The organism is Nocardioides sp. B-3 (genome assembly GCF_024703895.1).
GTDB lineage: Bacteria > Actinomycetota > Actinomycetes > Propionibacteriales > Nocardioidaceae > Nocardioides.
On the sequence record NZ_CP087968.1, the window covers coordinates 1,921,135 to 1,940,763 of the forward strand.

Consider the following 19,629-nt stretch of genomic DNA (forward strand, 5'->3'; position numbering starts at 1 on the left):
CCGAGCCCGGCACGGGCTCCGACGTCGCGGGCATCACCACCCGCGCCGTCCGCGACGGCGACCACTGGGTGATCAACGGCGCCAAGACCTTCATCACCTCGTCGGTGCGCGGCGACTTCGTGACCACCGCCGTCCGCACCGGTGACGCGGGTGCCCACGGCATCTCGTTGATCGTGGTGCCGAAGGGCACGCCCGGCTTCACCGTGTCGCGCAAGCTGGAGAAGATGGGCTGGCTCTGCTCAGACACGGGTGAGCTGTCGTACGCCGACGTGCGGGTGCCCGCCGCCAACCCGGTCGGCGAGGAGAACCACGGCTTCTACTACATCGCACAGCAGTTCGTGACCGAGAGGATCTGGCTCGCACTGATGGGCTACGGCCACGCGCAGCGCTGCCCGGCCCTGACCGCGCAGTACTGCCGCGACCGCGAGACCTTCGGCAAGCCGCTGCTGGCCAACCGGGTCGTTCGCGCGAAGCTCGTCGAGATGCACCGCCGGTGGCCATCGCGCGCAGCTACACCCTCGAGGTCGCCGAGCGCTACGTCGCCGGCGAGGACGTCATCGCCGAGGCCTGCCCGGCCAAGCAGACCGCCGTCGACACCGCCGTCTGGGTCGCCGACCGTGCCGTCCAGCTGCACGGCGGCATGGGCTACATGCGCGAGTCGGAGGTCGAGCGCCACTACCGCGACGTCCGGCTGCTGCCGATCGGCGGCGGTGCCACCGAGGTCCTCACCGACCCGGCCGCCAAGCTGCTGGGATACGCCTCATGAGGCCCCTCACCGGCGAGGTCTCGGTCTGGATGGACGCCTCGCCCGCCCACGTGTGGGACCTCGTCAGCGACGTGACCCGGATCGGCGAGTTCTCGCCGGAGACCTTCGAGGCGAAGTGGACCCGCGGCTCGACCCGGCCGGAGGTGGGCGCCTACTTCGCCGGCCATGTGAAGCGCAACGGCGTCGGACCGATCTACTGGTCGCCCTGCCGGGTCACCGTCTGCGAGCCGGAGCGCGTCTTCGAGTTCGCGGTCGGCACCGACTCGATCACGGCGAACAACTGGGGCTACCGGCTGACGCCGCGCGACGGTGGGACCGAGGTCACGGAGTACTTCCGCCTCGCGTCCAGCCTCCCGCTGCGCGCCTACTGGGCGCTGCTGGGCCGGTTCCGCGGCCGGACCAACGTCAACGGCATGCGTACGACCCTCGAGCGGATGAAGGCAGTGCTGGAGAGCGGGGTGGAGTCATGAGCGGGAATCGCGAGGCGATGCTCGACAAGATCGAGGCGCTGCACGCCGAGCAGGCCAAGGCCGTCGCCGGCGGTGGCGAGAAGTACGTCGCGCGGCACAAGGACCGCGGCAAGCTGACCGCCCGCGAGCGGATCGAGCTGCTCGTCGACGAGGGCTCCGCGTTCCTCGAGCTGATGCCGCTGGCAGGTTGGGGCAGTGACTTCATGGTCGGGGCCAGCATGGTGACCGGCATCGGCGTCGTCGAGGGCGTCGAGTGCATGATCGTGGCCAACGACCCGACGGTGAAGGGCGGCGCCCTCAACCCGTGGTCGCTGAAGAAGTCCTTCCGGGCGGGCGAGATCGCCGAGCAGAACAACCTGCCGACGATCAACCTCACCGAGTCCGGCGGCGCCGACCTGCCGACCCAGAAGGACATCTTCATCCCCGGCGGTCGCGGCTTCCGCAACCTCACCCGCGCCTCGGCGCGCAAGCAGCCGAGCATCTCGGTGGTCTTCGGCAACTCCACTGCGGGCGGCGCCTACGTCCCCGGCATGAGTGACTACGTGATCATGGTCAAGGAGCAGGCCAAGGTCTTCTCGGGCCGGTCCGCCGCTGGTCAAGATGGCCACCGGTGAGGAGACCGACGACGAGTCGCTCGGTGGCGCCGAGATGCACTCGCGGACCTCCGGGTCCTCCGACTTCCCGGCCCTCGACGAGCATGACGCCCTGCGGCTCGCGCGCCGCGTGGTCGCGCGGCTGAACTGGCACAAGCGGGGCGCGGCCCCCGACCGCGCCGTACGCAGAACCCGACCTCGACCCCGACGACCTCCTCGACCTCATCCCCACGGACCTCAAGGAGCCCTTCGACCCGCGCGACGCGATCCTGCGGATCGTCGACGGGGTTGGTCCGGGCAACGAGGTCGCCTTCGACGAGTTCAAGCCGCTCTACGGCTCAGCGCTGTGCGTGGGCTGGGCGCGGCTGCACGGGCACGAGATCGGCATCCCGGCCAACGCCCGCGGCGTGCTGATGTCGCAGGAGGCGCAGAAGGCGGCGCAGTTCATCCAGCTGGCCAACCAGAAGGACACGCCGCTGCTCTTCCTGCACAACACCACCGGCTACATGGTCGGCGCGGAGTACGAGCAGGGCGGGATCATCAAGCACGGCGCGCAGATGATCAACGCGGTCAGCAACTCCACCGTCCCGCACCTCACGGTGATCATGGGAGCGTCGTACGGCGCCGGCAACTACGGCATGAACGGCCGCGCCTACGACCCGCGCTTCCTCTTCACCCGGCCCAGCGAGAAGTCGGCCGTGATGGGGCCGGCCCAGCTCGCCGGCGTCATGGAGATCGTGGCGCGCGAGTCGGCCGAGAAGAAGGGCCAGGTCTTCGACGCCGAGGCCTTCCGGGGCATCAAGGACATGGTGGAGGGGATGGTCGAGGAGCAGTCGATGCCCTACTTCCTCTCCGGCATGGTCTACGACGACGGGGTCATCGACCCGCGCGACACCCGCAACGTCCCGGGCATCTGCCTGTCCGTGATCGACAACCAGCCCATCGAGGGCGCCATGAACTTCGGGGTGTTCCGACTGTGACGATCAAGAAGCTGCTTGTCGCCAACCGGGGCGAGATCGCCCGGCGGGTGTTCCGCACCTGCCGCGAGCTCGGCATCGAGACGGTCGCCGTCCACTCCGACGCGGACGCAGCGATGCCGTTCGTGCTCGACGCGGACGTCGCCGTACGCCTGCCGGGCAACACGCCTGCCGAGACCTACCTGCGCGGAGACCTCGTCATCGAGGCCGCCCGCAAGGCCGGGGCAGACGCGATCCACCCGGGCTACGGCTTCCTCTCCGAGAACGCCGCCTTCGCCCGCCAGTCGTCGAGGCCGGGTTGACGTGGGTCGGTCCCGATCCCTCGTCCATCGAGCAGATGGGCTCGAAGATCGAGTCCAAGAAGCTGATGGAGGCAGCCGGGGTGCCGGTCCCGGGCAACCTCACCCCCGAGACCGCGACCGCCGCGGACCTGCCGCTGCTGGTGAAGGCCAGCGCCGGCGGAGGCGGTCGCGGCATGCGGATCGTCCGGTCGCTCGACGCACTGGCCGGCGAGATCGAGAAGGCCTCGTCCGAGGCGGAGTCCGCGTTCGGCGACGGCACGGTGTTCGTCGAGCCGTACGTCGAGAGCGGCCGTCACATCGAGGTGCAGGTGCTCGGCACTGTCGGCGGGACCTTCGTCCTCGGCGAGCGCGACTGCTCGGTGCAGCGTCGCCACCAGAAGGTGATCGAGGAGGCGCCGGCCCCCGCGCTGCCCGCCGCCACCCGCACGGCGCTGCACGACGCGGCCCGGGCGGCCGCCGAGGCGATCGACTATCGCGGCGCCGGCACCGTCGAGTTCCTCTACGACACCGCCAAGGACCGCTTCTTCTTCCCGGAGATGAACACCCGCCTCCGTGTCGAGCACCCCGTCACCGAGGCGGTGCACGGCGTCGACCCGGTCGCCCTGCAGCTCGCCGTCGCCGAAGGCCGGTCGCTGGCCGACCTCGAGGTGGGCGCACCTCACGGCCACGCGATCGAGGTGCGGCTCTATGCCGAGGATCCCGCCCACGACTACCAGCCGCAGAGCGGCCGGATCACACGGTTCTCCGTGCCCGGGGTGGTCTCGGAGTTCGAGGGGCCGTCGGCGTACGGCATCCGGCTCGACTCCGGCGTCGGTGCCGGCGACGAGATCGGCACGTTCTACGACGCGATGATCGCCAAGGTGGTCGTGCACGCCCCGACGCGCGAGCAGGCCCTGCGCCAGCTGGCCGGGGCACTGGCGAAGGCGCAGCTGCACGGCCCGGTCACCAACCGCGACCTGTTGGTCAACCTGCTGCGCGACCCGGTCCTCATCGACGCGCAGATGCACACGACGTGGCTCGACGGCGCCGACTCGGCCACCCTCGCCGCTCCGCCGGGCGGTTCGGGGACGGTCGCGTTGAGTGGTTTCGCCGCGGCCATCGCGCTTGCCGAGCGAGCACGTGCGGCCCGCCCGGTCCAGCAGCGGATCCCGGCCGGCTTCCGCAACGTCGTCGCGCAACCGCAGCTCACCCGTTTCCAGCACGGCGACGAGGAGCTCGACGTCCGGTGGTTCGGCGGCCGGTCCTTCACCTCCGCCGAGCTCGAAGGTGTCACGGTCCTCGAGGCCGGACCCGAGGTCGTGCGCCTCGACGCCGACGGGGTCCAGCGCACGTTCACGGTCCACACCGACGCTGACCGCGTGGACGTCGAGTCCTCGCTCGGCCACGTCGCGCTCCGCCGTACCCCCAGATTCGTGGACCCGGCGGACCGGGTCGTCGCGGGCTCGCTGCTCGCGCCGATGCCCGGCAGCGTGATCGCTGTCCGGGCCGCGCTCGGCGACGTGGTCGCCGAGGGCCAGCCGATCCTCGTGATGGAGGCCATGAAGATGCAGCACACCATCGCCGCGCCCTATGCCGGCACGCTCACCGAGCTCCCGGCGGCCGCCGGGCAGCAGGTCGAGGCGGGCGCCGTGCTCGCGGTGGTCACCCCGCACGAAACCGACGAAGGAGCAACCCCATGACCACCATGTTCACCGAGCCCGACGAACGCGTCGCGCTGCGCGAGGCCGTGAAGAAGCTGGCCGGCAAGTACGGTCACGAGTTCGTCGCCAAGCAGGCCCGCGAGGGCGGCAAGATGACCGAGATGTGGCTCGAGATGGGTCGCAACGGCTTCCTCGGCGTGAACATCCCCGAGGCGTACGGCGGGGGCGGCGGCGGCATGTCCGACCCGGCCGCGGTCCTCGAGGAGGCCGCGGCGGCGGGTGCGCCGCTCCTGCTGATGGTCGTCTCGCCGGCGATCTGCGGCTCGATCATCACCCGCTGCGGCACCGAGGAGCAGAAACAGCGCTGGCTGCCCGACATCGCCGACGGCAGCCTGCTGATGGCCTTCGGCATCACCGAGGCCGACGCCGGCTCCAACTCCCACAAGATCACCACCACGGCCACGCGTGACGGCGACGGCTGGGTGATCACCGGCCAGAAGACCTTCATCTCCGGTGTCGACGAGGCCGGCGCGGTGCTGATCGTGGCGCGCACCGAGGACGCCAAGACCGGCAAGCTCAAGCCGGCGCTGTTCGTGGTGCCCACCGACGCGGAGGGCTTCACCCGCCAGCCGATCCCGATGGGCTGGTCGGCGCCCGAGAAGCAGTTCACGCTGTTCCTCGACTCGGTGCGGGTGCCCGCCGAGGCCCTCGTCGGCGACGAGGACGGCGGCATCTGGCAGTTGTTCGCCGGGCTCAACCCCGAGCGGATCATGGGTGCCGCGATGTCCAACGGGATGGCGCGCTACGCCCCCGGACAAGGCGGTCGCCTACGCCAAGGACCGCTCGGTCTGGAAGGACCAGCCGATCGGCTCGCACCGGGGCATCGCGCACCCGCTGGCCAGGATCAAGATCGAGCTGGAGCAGTCACGGCTGCTGCAGCAGAAGGCGGCCGCGCTCTACGACGCCGGGGACGACTTCGGCGCCGGTGAATACGCCAACATGGCGAAGTACGCCGGCGGCGAGGTGGCCTGCAACGCCTCCGACGTGGCCGTGCACACCCATGGCGGCAACGGCCTCACTGAGGAGTACGGCCCGGCCAACATGCTGGTCGGGGCCCGCCTCGGTCGCATCGCCCCCGTGTCGCGCGAGATGATCCTCAACTTCGTGGCGATGCACTCCCCGGGGGCTGCCGAAGTCCTACTGATGTCATGCTGGGGTGATGACTCGGGTCATCGTGATTGCCGTGTGGGTGCTGGCGTTCGCCGTACTCACTGTCGGGTGTGGCTCCTCCGATGAGCCGGCTGAACCATCGGAGGAACCGACCATGACGTCCTCACCACCCGACAGCGGTCCCGCCGCGGCCGCAGTCGACGACCCGGCCACCCGCCTCGACGTCGACGCCGGCTCGGTCGAGGTCGTCTCCATGGAGGAGGTGACTCGGCGCGACGGCAGCCCTGGGCTGCGCGCAGGAGGGCATGGTCTACACGCAGGCCCCGGTCGACGGGTCCCGGATCATCCTGCGCGCCGACGGCACGGACTACGAGTACCACTCCGGCGCCTCGCGCCCCCCGTTCTGGTGCGAGACGCCGACGCAGTGATCAGGCCGGCACGATGTTGGCGTTGCGACTGAAGAAGTTCGTCGGGTCGTACGTCGACTTGAGCCGTCCGAGGCGATCGAGCTGTCCCGATGTATAGGCCCGCGACGTGGTGTCGTCCGACGTGAAGTTCACGTAGACACCGCGACTGTGCGGGGCGAGCGCGTCGAAGAACCCGCGCACCCGGGCCCGGTGCCGGTCGGCCTCGCCGGCCTGCTCGGGCAGCCAGGAGCCGACGATGTTGATGTCGTGCGCCGCGTCGCGGTGCGGGAAGGCCGTGGCACCGTCGGGCACCCGCGCCATCGCGCCGCCGAAGCTGAAGATCGGCACGGACGAGAGCGGCGAGCTGATCGTGCCGAGGTGCTCGCAGATGATGGCGATCACGTCGTCGGTGAGCGGGCCGAGCCGGTGCGACTTCCAGTAGTAGTGCCGGCCGTGCGGGACCGCCGGGTCGAGCATCTTCTGGTGCGCGACGTAGGGCTTCTGCGTGATGGCGTCGACCAGCGGCGTGCCGAGGGCCCGCAACGGCTTGAGGAGCTCCTCGCCCGCAGCGATGTCACCGGCCCGGGTGACGATCAGCCCGACGATCGGGGTGCCGTGCACCTCGGTCGGGAAGACCGGCAGCGGTGGCGCCAGCCGCAGGTTGGCCATCAGCCCGAGCTCGTCGGGGAGCGTCGGCGATGAAGTCGCGCAGGAAGGCCAGCACGGTCGAAGCCCGGGTCGCCGGCCACGCGATCAGGCCGGCGAGGATCGTCGGCCCGAGCGGCTGCAGGTCGAAGGTGAAGCTCGTGACGACGCCGAAGTTGCCCCCCGCCGCCTCGCAGTCCCCAGAAGAGGTCGGCGTTCTCGTCGGCACTCGCCGTCACGAACTTCCCGTCGGCCGTCACGACGTCGCACTCGCGCAGCGCGTCGATGGACAGCCCGAGCTTCCGCATCAGGTGCCCGATGCCGCCGCCCAACGTCAGCCCGGCGATGCCGGTGTGGCTGACGAACCCCCCGGTCGCGGCCAGCCCGAACTGCTGGGCCTCGCGGTCGACGTCCGACTGGAGCGCTCCGCCGCTGGCCCGGATGGTGCGCTCGGCCGGGTCGACGCGGGTGCCGGTCATCGCCGACAGGTCGATGACGATCCCGTCGTCGAGCACCGCGTGCCCGGCCACCGCGTGCCCACCGCCGCGGACGGAGGCGGGCAGGTCGTGCTCGCGGGCGAAGCGGATCGCGGCCGCCACGTCGGCGGCCCCTCGGCAGCGGGCGATGAGCGCCGGGCGGCGCTGGATCTCGCCGTTCCAGACGAGCCGTGCGGTGTCGTACGCCGGGTGGTTGCGGTCGATGAGCTCGCCGCTGAAGTGTGGTGCGAGGGCCTCGATGCTCGGGCTGGGTGCGATGGTTGTCATGGATTCAGGGTCGGACCGGACCGTTCCGGCGGCCAGTACCGATTGTGTACTGGTACAGAACCCATAGCGGTCCTACCGTCAGAGGATGACGACGACATACGGCCAGTTCTGTCCGGTGGCGATGGCCTCCGAGGTGCTCACCGAGCGGTGGACACCGCTCGTGGTGCGCGAGCTGCTCTGCGGCAGCACGCGCTTCAACGACCTGCGCCGCGGCGTACCCCTGATGTCCCCGGCGCTGCTCTCCAAACGGCTCAAGACCCCGGAGCGGGTGGGCGTCGTCACGCACCACGACGGGGAGTACCTGCTGACCCCGGCTGGTGAAGAGCTGCGATCGGTGATCGAGTCCCTCGGCGTCTGGGGCCAGCGCTGGGCGCGGGGCGACGTGGTGGCCAAGAAGTACGACGCGTCCCTGCTGATGTGGGACATCCACCGCAACGTCGACGTCACGGCGTTGCCGCCCCAACGCGTGGTCGTGCACTTCCACCTGCAGGGCTCGAGCGATCGCAAGAGCCACTTCTGGCTGGTGCTCGAGGCCCCGACCGTCGACCTGTGCCTGACCGATCCCGGCCACGACGTCGACGTCGAGGTCGCCGGGCACATCACCACGATGGTCGACTACTGGATGGGGCGCGCCGACTTCATGGGAGCGGTGAAGGCGGGTGACCTGTCTGTGGCCGGGCCGCGTCCGCTCGTACGCGCCTTGCCGACGTGGTTCCTGCGGTCGTTGTTCGCCCCGGTGCCGCTGCCTGCTGCGTAGGGGTCGCGCTCTCGTGCGTCTCGGTCGGAGCTACCGAACCGTACGGGGGTCCGCCGCGCCGGAGACCCCCTGACTGTTCGGTAGCGTCGCGGGCTGGGGTGGCTCTCCCCGTACGCGTGGGCTATCGGTCGCAGGTGTCGACCCGGGCCTCGCCCCAACCTCCGGGCACCCTCTCGACAACGACCCGTCCCGTCAGGTCTCCGTCGGCGTCGTAGCCGCGGAAGGTCACCGTCTCGATCCCCTTCGAGATGTTGTGGTCGCGGGTGATCTCCTCGGCCCCGCCGAGGTGCAGCCCCAAAGCGCCGAGGGCAGTCCCGGCCATGGGGGCGTCGGCGTCGTGCAACCCGCTGAATCCGGTTGTCATGGCGCTCGGGCAGTTCTCGTCGCGGCTCGCGAGTGCGTCCGTGCCGAGCACCGGGGTCACTGCGACGGCGGCGACGGCGAGGATCCACTTCATGCGCTGACTCTAGTGTCGGTGGTGCGTCCTATCGTGTGCGTCATGGCGCCGAAGGACCGTCCGCTCGTGCCCGAGGAGTGGGTGCGGCGGCTGAGCTCGATCCTCTGTGCGCTGTCCGAGTGCCGGGAGGAGCCGGCTCGGGTCGGCACCCGCTGGCGGGTGGGGGCGGCCACGATCGCGCACGTCTTCGGCGGCGAGGACCAGTTGTTCCGGATCACGTTCCGCGCCGAGCCCGACGAGGTGATGGCGTTCGAGCACTCGGGCGAGCCCTACTTCCCGCTCCGGCTGGGGCGCCAACGTCGTCGGCATGCTGCTCGACGACGACACCGACTGGACCGAGCTGGGCGAGCTGCTGACAGATTCCTACTGCCTGCAGGCTCCGGTGAAGCTGGTGGCGCAGGTGGAGCGCCCGGCCTGACGGAGGCCGGACGCTCCGGGGGTGGACGAGGCTCAGGCCTGCACCGAGTCGTACGTCTCCTGCACCTGCTCGGACGTGAGGTCGGCGAGCTGGCTGATCCGGACGTGGTTGCCGAAGGGGTCGCGGACCGCCATGTCGGTGCCGTAGGGCTGCTCGACCGGCTCTGGGTGATCTCGACGCCGGCGGCGTCGAGTGCGGCGTACGTCGCGTGGATGTCGCTGCTCGTGAGGAACAGTCCGCCCAGTGCGCCCTTGGTGACGAGCTCGCGCACCTGAGCGGCGGTGTCGGCGTCGTGCTGGGGGCCACCGACGAGCTCGAGCAGCAGCTTGACCTCGGCGCCGGGGACGCCGATCGTCAGCCACCGCATGAACCCGAGATCGATGTCGTCGCGGACCTCGAAGCCCGTGTGCTCGGTGTAGAAGGCCGGGGCCTCGTCCCGGTCGAGGACGGGGACGCTCTTGATGCTGATGGAGGTGATGTGGTTGGTAGTCATGACGAGGACGCTATGGCGCTGAGGGGTCGGTCCGCTTCTCCGAAACCGCTGTCTGTCCCGGGAAGGGCGGCGCCGACTCCCGGGGCCCGGTCCGAGCTGCGATGAAGCAGGTCGGCACGTGCACCGGCTCGTGCCGCACCCGGAACTCCGACGGCGAGCAGCCCACGATCGTCGAGAACGTGCGGCTGAAGGTGCCGAGGCTGGCGAAGCCGACGTCCCACGCCACGTCGGTGACCGGCCGGTCCGTCTGCCGCAGCAGCGTCATCGCCCGCTCGACGCGACGCCGCTGCAGGTAGCGGTGGGGCGTTTCGCCGTACACCTCCTTGAAGACCCGGCCGAACTGCGAGGCGCTCAGGTGCGCGATCGCCGCGAGGGTCGGGACGTCGAGCGGCTCGGCGTAGCGGCGGTCCATCTCGTCGCGGGCCCGGAGCATCCGCCGGTTGACATCTTCTTGCGGGGACAGCTCCACAAGGTCACGCTAACGGGGCATGCTGTCCTCGTGTTCAAGGTCTACGCGCTGCTCTCGATCGTGAGCATCATCTTGATGGTGTTCTGCCTGATCGAGGCCGTCTCCACGGACGAGTCGCGGATGCGCAACCTGCCGAAGCTGTGGTGGATCCTGCTGATCCTCTTCTTCCCGCTCGCCGGCTCCATCGCCCGGCTCGTTGCCGGACGGCCTGCCGCGGCCGGCCCGCGGCCCGGTGCTGCGCCGGCCTTCCCGGAGTACGACCGACCCGGGCGGGCTCGACCCAACGACCCCGTCAAGGACGAGGACTTCCTGAAGAAGGTGCGTGAGCGGGCCGAGGAGCAGCGCCGTCGCTACGAGGCGCAGAAGAAGAAGGACCGGGACAAGGACAAGCCCGACGCCGAGTGACTCGTCGGAGGTGTCAGCGCAGCGGCACGAAGCGGTAGCGCCCGTGCTCGGTCACGACTGCGCCGGGATTGGTGACACGCAGCATCGTGCCGGCCACCGGGATGACCATCACCCCGTTGTCGCCGAGCTGGTCGACCAGCTCGGTCGGCAGCTCGCGCGGCTCCGCTGACACCAGGGATCCGGTCGTACGGCGAACGGTCGGGCATCCCCAGCACGCCGGCCTCCGCCCGGCTGATCGAGGCCCGGGGCTGGTCGGTCGCCGCCGGGTTGGCGTCGCCGAAGGCGACCAGCTCCGGCTCGAGCTCGACGCCGATGACCCGGCCGGTCGACCCGACGAGGTGGGCGAGCAGGGCGGTGGTCCACCCAGACCCGGCACCGACGTCGAGGACGCGCTGCCCCGGCCGGACGTCCAGCAGCCGGAGCATGTCCGCGACGGTGCGCGGCTGCGAGTTCGTCTGACCGGCGGCGATCCGCACCGGACCGTCGAACGCCGCCTGCGACCGCGCGCTGGTCGGCAGGAAGTCAGCTCGTGGGAGAGCGGCGAAGGCTGCCTCGACGGCGTCCATCCCTCGAGTCTCGCCCGAAATGACCGAGACGGCCACCGCTTGCGCAGTGACCGTCTCGAGGGGGGTCGAACGGGTCAGCTGGTGACGGCCGTGGTCGGCTTGTTCGTCGGGGTCGGCTTCGCGGTCGGCTTGTTGGTCGGGGTCGGCTTCGCGGTCGGCTTGTTGGTCGGGGTCGGCTTCGCGGTCGGCTTGTTCGTCGGCGTGGGCTTCGCGGTCGGCTTGTTGGTCGGCGCGGGCTTGGTCGCCTTGGGCGACTTGGTGGGCTTGGCCGGCTTGACCTTCGGCTCACCGACGACGCTCACGCAGTAGGTCGCGATCGCGGCGGGGTCCTCGCTGCCGGCCGCGGTGGCCGTGGTGGCGAACGCGGCGCTCTCGAGCCACGCACCGTCGAGCTTCTTGTGCGCCCGGGAAGGCCTTGCACAGACCGTTGACGTTGGGAGTGGGGGTCGACTTCTCGGACTCGGTCTCGGTCGGCGTGGCCGTCGCGGTGGCGGTCGTCGTCGGGGCCGTGGTCGGCGAGGTGGCGCGGTTCTTCGCGACCGAGGCGGTGGCCTTGTCGGACGCCCGGTCCGGCAGGGTCGGCAGGTGGTCGGTCGCGGCCAGCGCGAAACCGCCGGTCGAGAGGGCGACAACGACGCCGGTGGCGATCGCTGCCCGGGTGGCGGCGCTACGAGCGGTGGTGGACATGTCACTCCTGTTGCTGATGGGGGTGTCAGTCGAGCACTGTGGAATGCCGCCACCGTCGCGTCCTCGCGACGCAGCTCGCCTTCACGGGCGGGCGCGCGCAGGGCATCGAGGACGGGACCGACGACGTGGTCGGTCTCGGCCTGACGGCGGAAGAGGTGGCGGTGTGTGCTCATTTCGTACCCTCAGCGTCGGTGGGACCCGAAGTGTCACGGGTTGGCGGAAACTTCTTCGAGGAATCCTTCGTGAGCCGCTTCTCGAGCGCTCGCAGACCACGATGCGTGGCGCTGCGTACGGCGCCGGGTCGCTTGCCCGGGATCCGCGCCGCCGTCGGGGCGTCGAAGCCGAAGACCGTCCGCAACATGATCGCCTCGGCCCTGGTCCGCGGGCAGGTCGGCCACCGGGCCCCAGTGCCGCCTCGGTGCCGAGGCCGATCGTGACGGTGTTCTCGACGTCGTCCTCGGCCGGCCGGTCCAGGGACCTCTACGAGCTCGCTGTCCGCGCGGGGCCGGCGCTGCTGTCGACGCAGGTGGTCCATCGCCCGGTGCCGACCGATCGTGGTCAGCCAGCCGCGGAATCCGTCCGCGTCGCCGGAGAACCGGTCGAGGTCACGGAACCCCTGCGCCCACGTCTCGCTCGCGACGTCCTCGGCCTCGTCGGGTCCGACCAGCACCGTCAGGTAGCGCAGCAACCGGGGCTGCACGTCGTGGTAGACCGCCCGGAGCGCCGTCTCGTCGCCCGCGAGCATCTGCTCGACGAGCGGATCGAGGGGATCGGCGGACTCGGACACGGGCGTTGGTTCTACCCCACCTGTCCGATCCGCGCCAACGCGTCAGCCCCGTCTGGGCGGCAGCGGCACGAACATCGAGGTCCGCGCGGCGTACTCCGGATAGCCCGGCCGCTGCATCATCGTGCGCTCGAGAAGGCGTGCTCCGGTGGCGAAGGCCGGAAATAGGTCATCGCGACGGGCGCGATGATCGTCAGCAGCCCGGGCAACCAGCCGGTCGACAGCGCGCCGGCGAGCCAGATTCCCCACCAGACGCAGGCATCACCGAAGTAGTTCGGGTGTCGGGTCCAGCGCCACAGCCCGGTCTGCATGACCTGCGGCTTCACGTCCTTGGGGAGTTTCCTGTACGCCGCCAGCTGCGCATCGCCCACGGCCTCGAACACCAGCCCGACCAGCCACAGGGCGACACCGGCGACGACGAGCCACGGCCACCGGACGGCATACACCGCGGCGGTCATCAGCGGCAGCGACACCAGGAACACGGCCGGGCCCCGGACGAGGAACACCTTGCGGATGACGGTGCCGAAGCCGGCGTCGCCGAGCATCGCGGCGTAGCGCGGGTCCTCGCCGTGACCACGCGAGCGGCGCTGGATGTGCAGCGCGAGCCGACCGCCCCAGACCGCCACGAGCCCCGCCAGCAGCCACGACAACCAGTGACCGGAGAAGACCGCGAGCGCGAGCCCGACGGCGACGAACGCCAACCCCCGGGCGACGTCGACCACCGAGACGCGGCCCACCCGCCGGCTGACCCACGCCGTCAGCCCCATCGCGACGAGGCAGATCAGCAGGTCGATGCCTGCGACAACGAACACGGCTCTCACCGAGGCTCGCTTGGCGGGCAGCGTGTGGACCGCGCCCGGGCGCACCATGAGGATCTGGTCGACCCCCATGCGCCCGTCCCGGAAGGCCATCGAGCCGCCGACGAGGTAGAGCCGCCACACGCGGACGACCTCCTCGCCGACCAGCTCGGTGAGCCGTGGCAGGTTGGCCTCGAAGCGCTCGAGCCATCCCGCCACCGTCTGCACGTAGTGCTCGCGCAGGCCGTGCACGTCGCGAACCTCGAGGCCCCCGTGCTCCGGGTGCGCGATCGTCTCGCCGACCGGGCGCATGTGCATGTCTGGGGCGATGAACGACTCGATGAAGGGGCCGCCACCGGGGTGCTTCCCGCCCTTGCGTCCCGAGCGGGACATCTGCTGGACCAGCACGCGGCCGCCCGGCTTGACGGCGCGACGGAGCACCTCGACGTACGTCGGATAGTTGGCCTCGCCGACGTGCTCGCCCATCTCCGGGAGCCCACGGCGTCGTAATGGTCGCGCTCCGGGACGTCGCGGTAGTCCTGCAGCCGGATCTCGACCCGGTCGCCGAGACCGCGCTCGGCGATCCGGGCGTCGATGAACTTCTTCTGCTCGGCCGCGATCGTCACGCCGGTGACGTGGGCGCCGAAGTGCTCCGCCGCGTGCAGCGACAGCGAGCCCCAGCCGCAGCCGACGTCGAGCATCCGCATCCCCGGCTCGAGGCCGAGCTTGCGGCAGACGAGGTCGAGCTTGGCGCGCTGCGCCTGCTCGAGGGTGGCGCCCGGGGTCTCGTGGTAGCCGCAGCTGTAGGCCATCGCGGGGTCGAGGATGAGGGAGTAGAACTCGTTGCTCAGGTCGTAGTGGTGGCTGATCGCGCGCCGGTCCCGGATCGCGCTGTGCAGCCGGCCCTTGACGCGCCCCCGGCTGGCGGGGAGCTTCGGCGGCAGGCCGAGCACGCCGAGACCGGCCGCGGTGCGCAGCGCGTTGACGAAGGTGCTCGGCGATCGGCGTACGCCCTCGAGGCCACGCTCCCGGCCCACGGCGAAGGCGTGGGTCAGTGCCGAGTCGAGGGTCCAGCCGTCCTGCTCGGGTACGTCGAGGTCGCCGGTGACATAGGCCCGGGCGGCGCCGAGCTCGCCCGGGTGCCACAGCAGCCTGCGCAGGGCGTCGGGGGAGCGGAGCACGACGAGCGGGGCGTCCTCGGGGCCGGCGATCGAGCCGTCCCAGACCCGGAGCCGCACCGGCAGGTCACCACCGATGAACGGGCGGGCGGCCTCGGCGAGCCTGTGCGCGATGCCCGTGGCGGTGACCGTCGGACGCTCGGTCGTGGTCGTCATCGGACGTCCTCCTTCACGAGGGTGATCTGCTGGACGTTGATGTAGCCGCTGGCGAATCCGGCGCGGGAGTATTCGAGGTAGAAGTGCCACATCCGCATGAATGCGTCGTCGAAGCCGAGGGCGATGACGGCGTCGCGTTGCGCGAGGAAGCGCTCGTCCCACCGGCGCAGGGTCTCGGCGTAGTGGCTGCCGAGCTCGAGGATCCCGGTGCGCCGCAGTGACGTCTGCTGCGCGGTGATCTCGTCGATCACCCGGACGCTGGGCAGGAAGCCACCGGGGAAGACGTACTTGTTGATCCACGTCTGGGTGCCGCGGGTGGCGAGCATCCGGTCGTGCGGCATCGTGATGGCCCGGATCGCGACCCGGCCGCCGGGCGCGAGTGCATGGTCGATGGTCCGGAAGTAGGTGCCCCAGAACTCGTGGCCCACCGCCTCGATCATCTCCACGCTGACGATCGCGTCGTACGCCGCCGCGAACTCCGGCGCCGACAGCGCGCGGTAGTCCAACAGCTCGATCGTGACGTGATCGGCGAAGCCGGCGTCGGCGACGCGCTGCTCGGCGAGCTCGAGCTGCTCGACCGACAGGGTGATCGAGTGGACGTGGGCGCCGCGACGGGCGGCCCGGATCGCGAGCTCACCCCAGCCGGTGCCGATCTCCGGGACCCGGCTGCCCTCGGTGACACCGGCCTCGTCGAGCAGGCGCTCGATCTTGCGCGCCCGGGCCTCGGCGAAGTCGGATCCGTTGTCGGTGGCTTCTGGTTCAGTCGCGACCAGGTGATCAGGCCCGTCGGGGCCGGCGACGAAGGCGGTGGTGAACAGGGCAGACGAATAACTCAATGTCTCGTCGAGGAAGAGCGCGAAGAGCTCGTTCGACAAGTCGTAGTGATGCGCGATGTTGGCCCGGCTGTTGGCCTCCGTGCTCCGATGGTGGTGCGGGGTGCGGTGGGTGACGACGGCTCGCGCTCGTTGCAACGACTCGGGGATCAGCGTCGCGATCCGGGCCGCGGGCACGGTCAGGAAGCCGGCCGGGTCGTCGGTGTCCCGGGCGCCGGTGAGGTAGGCCTCGCCGAAGCCGATGAGCCCGTCGCGCCCGATGCGGGCGTAGAACTCCTCCGGGCGGTGGATGACCATGCGCGGGCCACCGCGACCGAAGGTGCGACCGATGCCCCGGCTGTTGGGGGCCTCCTCGACCAGCACGTCCAGGCGGCGGATCGCAGCGGCAGAACAGTCGGCGCGCGATCGCGGCCGAGACGGTGGTGCGCGGACCCTTGGACACGGGCTCGAGGCCGGGCATCCGGGGATCGCCGGGCGCCGCGATGTCCGTCGTGGTGTCCGGGGTGGTGCTGTGGACTGGGTTGTTGGCCGGGCTCGTCATCGAACACCTTCCCCGGGTGGTGGGTCGGTCGGGGGCGGACCGGGAGTCGTCGAGCCCACAGCCAGATGCCGTGGACCCGGATCAGGGCGCTGCCGCGCAGGGCGGCGCCGGCGCTGCGCCAGCCCGCCCCGAAGCCCGCGCGCTTGCCGGAGGTGGTGACCCGCTCGCCGGTGACGCCGGCGCTGAAGGGCTGCCCGTCGGCGGTGTGCAGGGTGACGGCGATGTCGAGCCGGTCGGTCGGACGGGGGATCGCCAGCTCGTAGTGCCCGTCGACACCGTGGAACGGCGAGACGTACATCGCCTTGGCGGTCCCGGCCCGACCTTGCTCGTCAGGGTGGACGAGGTAGGCGTGGCGGTCGCCGTACGTGTTGTGCACCTCGACGACGGCTGCGACCTGCGCGCCACTGGCGTCGAAGCACCAGAAGACGGAGATCGGGTTGAAGCAGTAGCCCAACGAACGCGGGTTGGCGGCCATCAGGATCCGGCCGCCCGCCGGGTCGACGTCGTGCTGGGCGAGGAACGCCTCGACGTTGCCGCGGATCGTCGTGGAGGGCGACCCGAGGTGGTCGCGCGCCCTCGAAGCGGGCCAGCAGGCCGCGGTCGGGCAGGTCGTCGAGATCGACCAGCCACAGGTGCGACTTGTGCTCGAAGGTCCGCTTGAAGGGGGTGCGCCGGGTGTGGCTGATCGTGGTCCGGAAGAGGCCGGGCTCGATCGGCGGAGTCGTGACGCCGGAAGGAGCTGGCCACGTGAGCCCGAGCCGGGTCGCGGCAGCGAGGCCGGGCGCGCGCCGTCCTCGTGGAAGCCCCAGCCGTGGTAGGCACCGGCGAAGGTGACCCGGTCACTGTCGATCTCCGGCAGTCTTCCTTGGGCGGCCACGGACGAGGGTGTGTAGAGCGGGTGCTCGTACTCCATCCGCTCGATCACCGTCGACGGGTCGACGAGGTGCTCGCCGCCGAGAGTGACGAGGTAGCGGGTCTTCGTCGGCAGCCGCTGCAGTCGCGTCAGGTCGTAGGTGACGGTGACCCGGCCGGTCGGGGGTGGCGGGACGCTGGAAGTTCCAGCTCGACCGGGCGTTCGGCGCCGCCGGCAGCAGCGAGGTGTCGGTGTGCAGGAGCGCGGTGTTGGCGGAGTAGGGCAGCGAGCCGAGGACCTCGGTCTGGGCGACCGTCGGCGACTCGAGCATGGTCAGCGCCTGCGAAGGGGTGCGTGGCGATCACGATCGCGTCAAAGCTGTGGACCCGGCCGTTGCCGTCGGTCACCTCGACCCGGTCGTCGAGCTCGCGCACCGAGGTGATCTTGGTGCCGGTGCGGACCGACTGCAGGTGGGTGGCGACCGCGTCGACGTACGTCCCCGAACCGCCGGTGACCGTGCGCCACTCGGGCGAGCCGAAGACGCCGAGCATGCCGTGGTGCTCGAGGAAGGTGAAGAGGTAGCGCGCGGGGTAGTCGAGCGACGTCTCCGGGTCGCACGACCACACGGCGGCGACGAGCGGCTCCATGAAGTGGCGGACGAAGTGCTCCGAGAAGCCGCCCTCGTCGAGGAAGGACCGCAGGGTCTGGTCCGCGGTGCCGTCATACGTCGATGCACCAGTGGGTCCATCGACGGATGACGTTGCGGCCAGGAGTCGACGTGCCTGCCGGTGGAAGCGCGGGATCGAGGCCAGCATCCGCCAGTGGTCGAGCGACCGCAGCGCCGAGCGGGTCGGGAACAGTCCACGGGCCCCGAGAGCGCCGGCGAACTCGACCCCGGTGCCCCGGTCGGACACCGACAGCGACATCTCCGAGGGCTGGGTGGCGATCCCGAGCTCGGCGAAGAGGCGCAACAACGTGGGATAGGTCCGTCGGTTGTGCACGATGAAGCCGGTGTCGATGCGCAGGTCGGGGTCCGACGAGCCTGCCGGCGAGGGGACCACGTGCGTGTCGGCGTGGCCGCCGAGGCGATCGTCGGCCTCGAACAGCGTGACGTGCGCGGTGCGCGAGGCGACGTACGCAGCGGTCAGGCCAGCGACACCGGAGCCAATGACTCCGATGTGACGGGGCGCGGTGGTCATGTCGCTTCGGAGAAGTCGAAGAGTGCGACGGGTGGAAGGTTGGGCTCCTCCGAGCCGCCGTCAGGCTCGACCGTCACGCCCACGGCGCTGGCGGTCGCGGCATCGCCCTCGAGCACGATCTCCTCGTCTCCTCCGCCTGCCATCAGGCCGGCCGAGACCATGTCGCCCCGCTGCTGCAGCCAGAGCTGGTAGACCTGCCCGCTCGGCGCGGCGGCCATGTCCTCGGTGGTGATGACGGCCTTGTGCAGCGACTTCCGAGCGGGTGACGGTCGCCTTGCCGGCCTCACCGAGGTCGACGCTGACCGACTGCGCATCGGGTGCTCGGAGCACCTGCTCGGCGGCGGTCAGCGAGGGGTTGTCGGACGGCGCCCACGGCTGCCAGACGGAAGCGGCAACACCGAGAACGGCGACAATGGCGGCGGCGACCAGAAGTGGAAACCACGCAACACGCCTCGACGGCGTGACGACCGGGGGCAGCGGGCGGACCCGGGAGATGCCGGAGAGCACCGATGCGCGCAGCGAGGGCGGCGGCGTCACCGCGACCGACTCGGCCAGCATCGCGGTGGTCTCGCGCAGGCTGGCGAGCTCGTCGCGGCAGTCCTCGCACTCGGCCGTGTCGTTCGAAGGCGGCGCGCTCGATGTCGTCGACCGCATCGACGGCGTAGGCGCCGGTGAGCTTGTGGATGTCGCTCATGACCCAACTCCCATCGCGTCGCGCAGCCGGATGAGTCCATCCCGGATGCGGGTCTTGGCGGTGCCGACAGGAACGTCGAGCATCGTTGCTACTTGTGTATGTGTGTATCCCCCGAAGAACGCGAGCTCCACTGCTTCTCGCTGGACCGAGGTGAGGCCCGAGACCGCGGTGCGGACTCGCTGGGCCTCGAGAGAGGCGTGCGCCGCCTCGAGCGTCGAATCGTGTTCCACGGGACGGCTCTCTCGGTGGTATGTCGCGTCGCGAGCCGAGGAGGCCTCGGCCGAGCGGACCCGGTCGACTGCCTTGCGGTGCACGATCGTCAGGAGCCAGCCGATTGCGCTCCCCCGAGCGGGATCGAAGCGACTGCTGGTGCGCCACGCGTCGAGGTAGGCCTCTCGGACCACTTCTTCGGCGTGGGCGGGGTTGCGGACCACCCGGAGTGCGAGCCCGTAGGCGCGGGCCGACGTTGCGTCGTACAGCTCGGCGAAGGCAGCCTCGTCGCCGCGGCTGGACCGCTGCATGAGTGAGCCGAGTCGAGCTGATGCGTCCCCCGACGGGGTGCCCTCCGATGAGGGCACCCCGTCAGGTACGGACTTCAGGTGATCCAC

General features: G+C 70.7%; 23 protein-coding genes and 5 pseudogenes. 11 read left to right on the forward strand and 17 right to left on the reverse strand.

Features of this window, described 5'->3' with window-relative positions:
• Window positions 1-32: 32 nt before the first annotated feature.
• The 9 genes and pseudogenes from LP418_RS12655 (at window position 33) to LP418_RS12690 (ending at window position 6,346) form a co-directional block, all read left to right on the forward strand.
• Window positions 33-766: pseudogene (locus LP418_RS12655) on the forward strand (acyl-CoA dehydrogenase family protein).
• The gene (locus LP418_RS12660; RefSeq protein WP_257956529.1) at window positions 763-1,236 is read left to right on the forward strand and encodes an SRPBCC family protein; all 474 of its coding nucleotides are present in this window, start codon (window positions 763-765) and stop codon (window positions 1,234-1,236) included. The pseudogene LP418_RS12655 and the gene LP418_RS12660 overlap by 4 nt, the downstream one beginning before the upstream one ends.
• Window positions 1,233-1,850, forward strand: a complete 618-nt coding sequence (locus LP418_RS33280) for a carboxyl transferase domain-containing protein (protein ID WP_442940176.1) — start codon at window positions 1,233-1,235, stop codon at window positions 1,848-1,850. The genes LP418_RS12660 and LP418_RS33280 overlap by 4 nt, the downstream gene beginning before the upstream one ends.
• A pseudogene (locus tag LP418_RS33285) lies at window positions 1,837-2,809 on the forward strand (carboxyl transferase domain-containing protein). The gene LP418_RS33280 and the pseudogene LP418_RS33285 overlap by 14 nt, the downstream one beginning before the upstream one ends.
• The gene (locus LP418_RS12670) at window positions 2,806-3,108 is read left to right on the forward strand and encodes a biotin carboxylase N-terminal domain-containing protein (RefSeq protein WP_257956530.1); all 303 of its coding nucleotides are present in this window, start codon (window positions 2,806-2,808) and stop codon (window positions 3,106-3,108) included. Before LP418_RS33285 ends, LP418_RS12670 begins: the two are co-directional and overlap by 4 nt.
• Window positions 3,105-4,787 (forward strand): ATP-binding protein, encoded by a 1,683-nt coding sequence (locus LP418_RS12675; protein ID WP_257956531.1) that lies wholly within the window; start codon window positions 3,105-3,107, stop codon window positions 4,785-4,787. The genes LP418_RS12670 and LP418_RS12675 overlap by 4 nt, the downstream gene beginning before the upstream one ends.
• Before the next feature lie 5 nt (window positions 4,788-4,792).
• Window positions 4,793-5,332 (forward strand): annotated as a pseudogene (locus tag LP418_RS33290) (acyl-CoA dehydrogenase family protein); the annotation flags it as partial.
• 190 nt (window positions 5,333-5,522) lie between these two features.
• Window positions 5,523-6,044 (forward strand): acyl-CoA dehydrogenase family protein, encoded by a 522-nt coding sequence (locus LP418_RS33295; protein WP_257956532.1) that lies wholly within the window; start codon window positions 5,523-5,525, stop codon window positions 6,042-6,044.
• A gap of 179 nt (window positions 6,045-6,223) precedes the next feature.
• On the forward strand, window positions 6,224-6,346 hold the full coding sequence (locus LP418_RS12690; protein WP_257956533.1) for a hypothetical protein: 123 nt from the start codon (window positions 6,224-6,226) through the stop codon (window positions 6,344-6,346).
• Here LP418_RS12690 and LP418_RS12695 read toward each other — a convergent pair whose 3' ends face one another.
• Together LP418_RS12695 and LP418_RS12700 are read right to left on the reverse strand one after the other, a co-directional pair.
• Complete coding sequence (locus LP418_RS12695; protein ID WP_257956534.1) at window positions 6,347-6,994, reverse strand: BBE domain-containing protein; 648 nt, start codon at window positions 6,992-6,994, stop codon at window positions 6,347-6,349.
• Window positions 6,994-7,734: an FAD-binding oxidoreductase gene (locus tag LP418_RS12700; protein ID WP_257956535.1), complete on the reverse strand. Its 741-nt coding sequence runs from the start codon at window positions 7,732-7,734 to the stop codon at window positions 6,994-6,996. The genes LP418_RS12695 and LP418_RS12700 overlap by 1 nt, the downstream gene beginning before the upstream one ends.
• Window positions 7,735-7,819: 85 nt before the next feature.
• Between LP418_RS12700 and LP418_RS12705 the strand changes: the two genes are divergently transcribed.
• Window positions 7,820-8,491 (forward strand): winged helix-turn-helix transcriptional regulator, encoded by a 672-nt coding sequence (locus LP418_RS12705; protein ID WP_257956536.1) that lies wholly within the window; start codon window positions 7,820-7,822, stop codon window positions 8,489-8,491.
• 121 nt (window positions 8,492-8,612) lie between these two features.
• On the opposite strand, the gene LP418_RS12710 is transcribed toward LP418_RS12705, so the two are convergent.
• The 3 genes and pseudogenes from LP418_RS12710 to LP418_RS12720 form a co-directional block, all read right to left on the reverse strand.
• Complete coding sequence (locus LP418_RS12710; protein ID WP_257956537.1) at window positions 8,613-8,948, reverse strand: hypothetical protein; 336 nt, start codon at window positions 8,946-8,948, stop codon at window positions 8,613-8,615.
• Between the two features lie 632 nt (window positions 8,949-9,580).
• Window positions 9,581-9,859, reverse strand: a pseudogene (locus LP418_RS33300) (VOC family protein); the annotation flags it as partial.
• Window positions 9,860-9,869: 10 nt separating this feature from the next.
• On the reverse strand, window positions 9,870-10,328 hold the full coding sequence (locus LP418_RS12720) for a helix-turn-helix domain-containing protein (RefSeq protein ID WP_257956539.1): 459 nt from the start codon (window positions 10,326-10,328) through the stop codon (window positions 9,870-9,872).
• A 30-nt stretch (window positions 10,329-10,358) separates the two neighbouring features.
• On the opposite strand from LP418_RS12720, the gene LP418_RS12725 reads away from it, so the two are divergent.
• Window positions 10,359-10,733: a PLDc N-terminal domain-containing protein gene (locus LP418_RS12725; RefSeq protein ID WP_257956540.1), complete on the forward strand. Its 375-nt coding sequence runs from the start codon at window positions 10,359-10,361 to the stop codon at window positions 10,731-10,733.
• Here the strand turns inward: LP418_RS12725 and LP418_RS12730 are convergent.
• The 12 genes and pseudogenes from LP418_RS12730 to sigK form a co-directional block, all read right to left on the reverse strand.
• Complete coding sequence (locus tag LP418_RS12730) at window positions 10,679-11,299, reverse strand: protein-L-isoaspartate O-methyltransferase family protein (RefSeq protein ID WP_257956541.1); 621 nt, start codon at window positions 11,297-11,299, stop codon at window positions 10,679-10,681. The genes LP418_RS12725 and LP418_RS12730 overlap by 55 nt on opposite strands.
• Before the next feature lie 74 nt (window positions 11,300-11,373).
• Window positions 11,374-11,601, reverse strand: coding sequence for a hypothetical protein (locus LP418_RS12735; protein ID WP_257956542.1), 228 nt, complete (start codon window positions 11,599-11,601; stop codon window positions 11,374-11,376).
• Window positions 11,585-11,986 carry a hypothetical protein gene (locus LP418_RS12740; protein WP_257956543.1) on the reverse strand — a complete coding sequence of 134 codons (402 nt, stop codon included), beginning with the start codon at window positions 11,984-11,986 and terminating at the stop codon, window positions 11,585-11,587. The genes LP418_RS12735 and LP418_RS12740 overlap by 17 nt, the downstream gene beginning before the upstream one ends.
• A gap of 169 nt (window positions 11,987-12,155) precedes the next feature.
• Window positions 12,156-12,773 (reverse strand): RNA polymerase sigma factor, encoded by a 618-nt coding sequence (locus LP418_RS12745; RefSeq protein ID WP_257956544.1) that lies wholly within the window; start codon window positions 12,771-12,773, stop codon window positions 12,156-12,158.
• 116 nt (window positions 12,774-12,889) lie between these two features.
• A complete protein-coding gene (locus LP418_RS12750) occupies window positions 12,890-14,053 on the reverse strand; it encodes a DUF1295 domain-containing protein (RefSeq protein WP_257956545.1) in 1,164 nt (387 codons plus the stop codon).
• Window positions 14,054-14,115: 62 nt separating this feature from the next.
• Window positions 14,116-14,901: pseudogene (locus LP418_RS12755) on the reverse strand (class I SAM-dependent methyltransferase); the annotation flags it as partial.
• Window positions 14,898-16,031, reverse strand: coding sequence for an SAM-dependent methyltransferase (locus tag LP418_RS12760; protein ID WP_257956546.1), 1,134 nt, complete (start codon window positions 16,029-16,031; stop codon window positions 14,898-14,900). The gene LP418_RS12760 and the pseudogene LP418_RS12755, both read right to left, overlap by 4 nt.
• The gene (locus tag LP418_RS12765; RefSeq protein WP_257956547.1) at window positions 15,914-17,188 is read right to left on the reverse strand and encodes a DUF1365 domain-containing protein; all 1,275 of its coding nucleotides are present in this window, start codon (window positions 17,186-17,188) and stop codon (window positions 15,914-15,916) included. The genes LP418_RS12760 and LP418_RS12765 overlap by 118 nt, the downstream gene beginning before the upstream one ends.
• An 89-nt stretch (window positions 17,189-17,277) precedes the next feature.
• Entirely contained in the window at window positions 17,278-18,327 is a 1,050-nt protein-coding gene (locus LP418_RS12770) for an NAD(P)/FAD-dependent oxidoreductase (RefSeq protein ID WP_257956548.1), read from the reverse strand.
• Window positions 18,324-18,614, reverse strand: a complete 291-nt coding sequence (locus LP418_RS12775; protein ID WP_257956549.1) for an anti-sigma factor — start codon at window positions 18,612-18,614, stop codon at window positions 18,324-18,326. The genes LP418_RS12770 and LP418_RS12775 overlap by 4 nt, the downstream gene beginning before the upstream one ends.
• Window positions 18,611-19,021: a hypothetical protein gene (locus tag LP418_RS12780; RefSeq protein ID WP_257956550.1), complete on the reverse strand. Its 411-nt coding sequence runs from the start codon at window positions 19,019-19,021 to the stop codon at window positions 18,611-18,613. Before LP418_RS12780 ends, LP418_RS12775 begins: the two co-directional genes overlap by 4 nt.
• The gene (gene sigK / locus LP418_RS12785) at window positions 19,018-19,629 is read right to left on the reverse strand and encodes an ECF RNA polymerase sigma factor SigK (RefSeq protein WP_257956551.1); all 612 of its coding nucleotides are present in this window, start codon (window positions 19,627-19,629) and stop codon (window positions 19,018-19,020) included. The genes LP418_RS12780 and sigK overlap by 4 nt, the downstream gene beginning before the upstream one ends.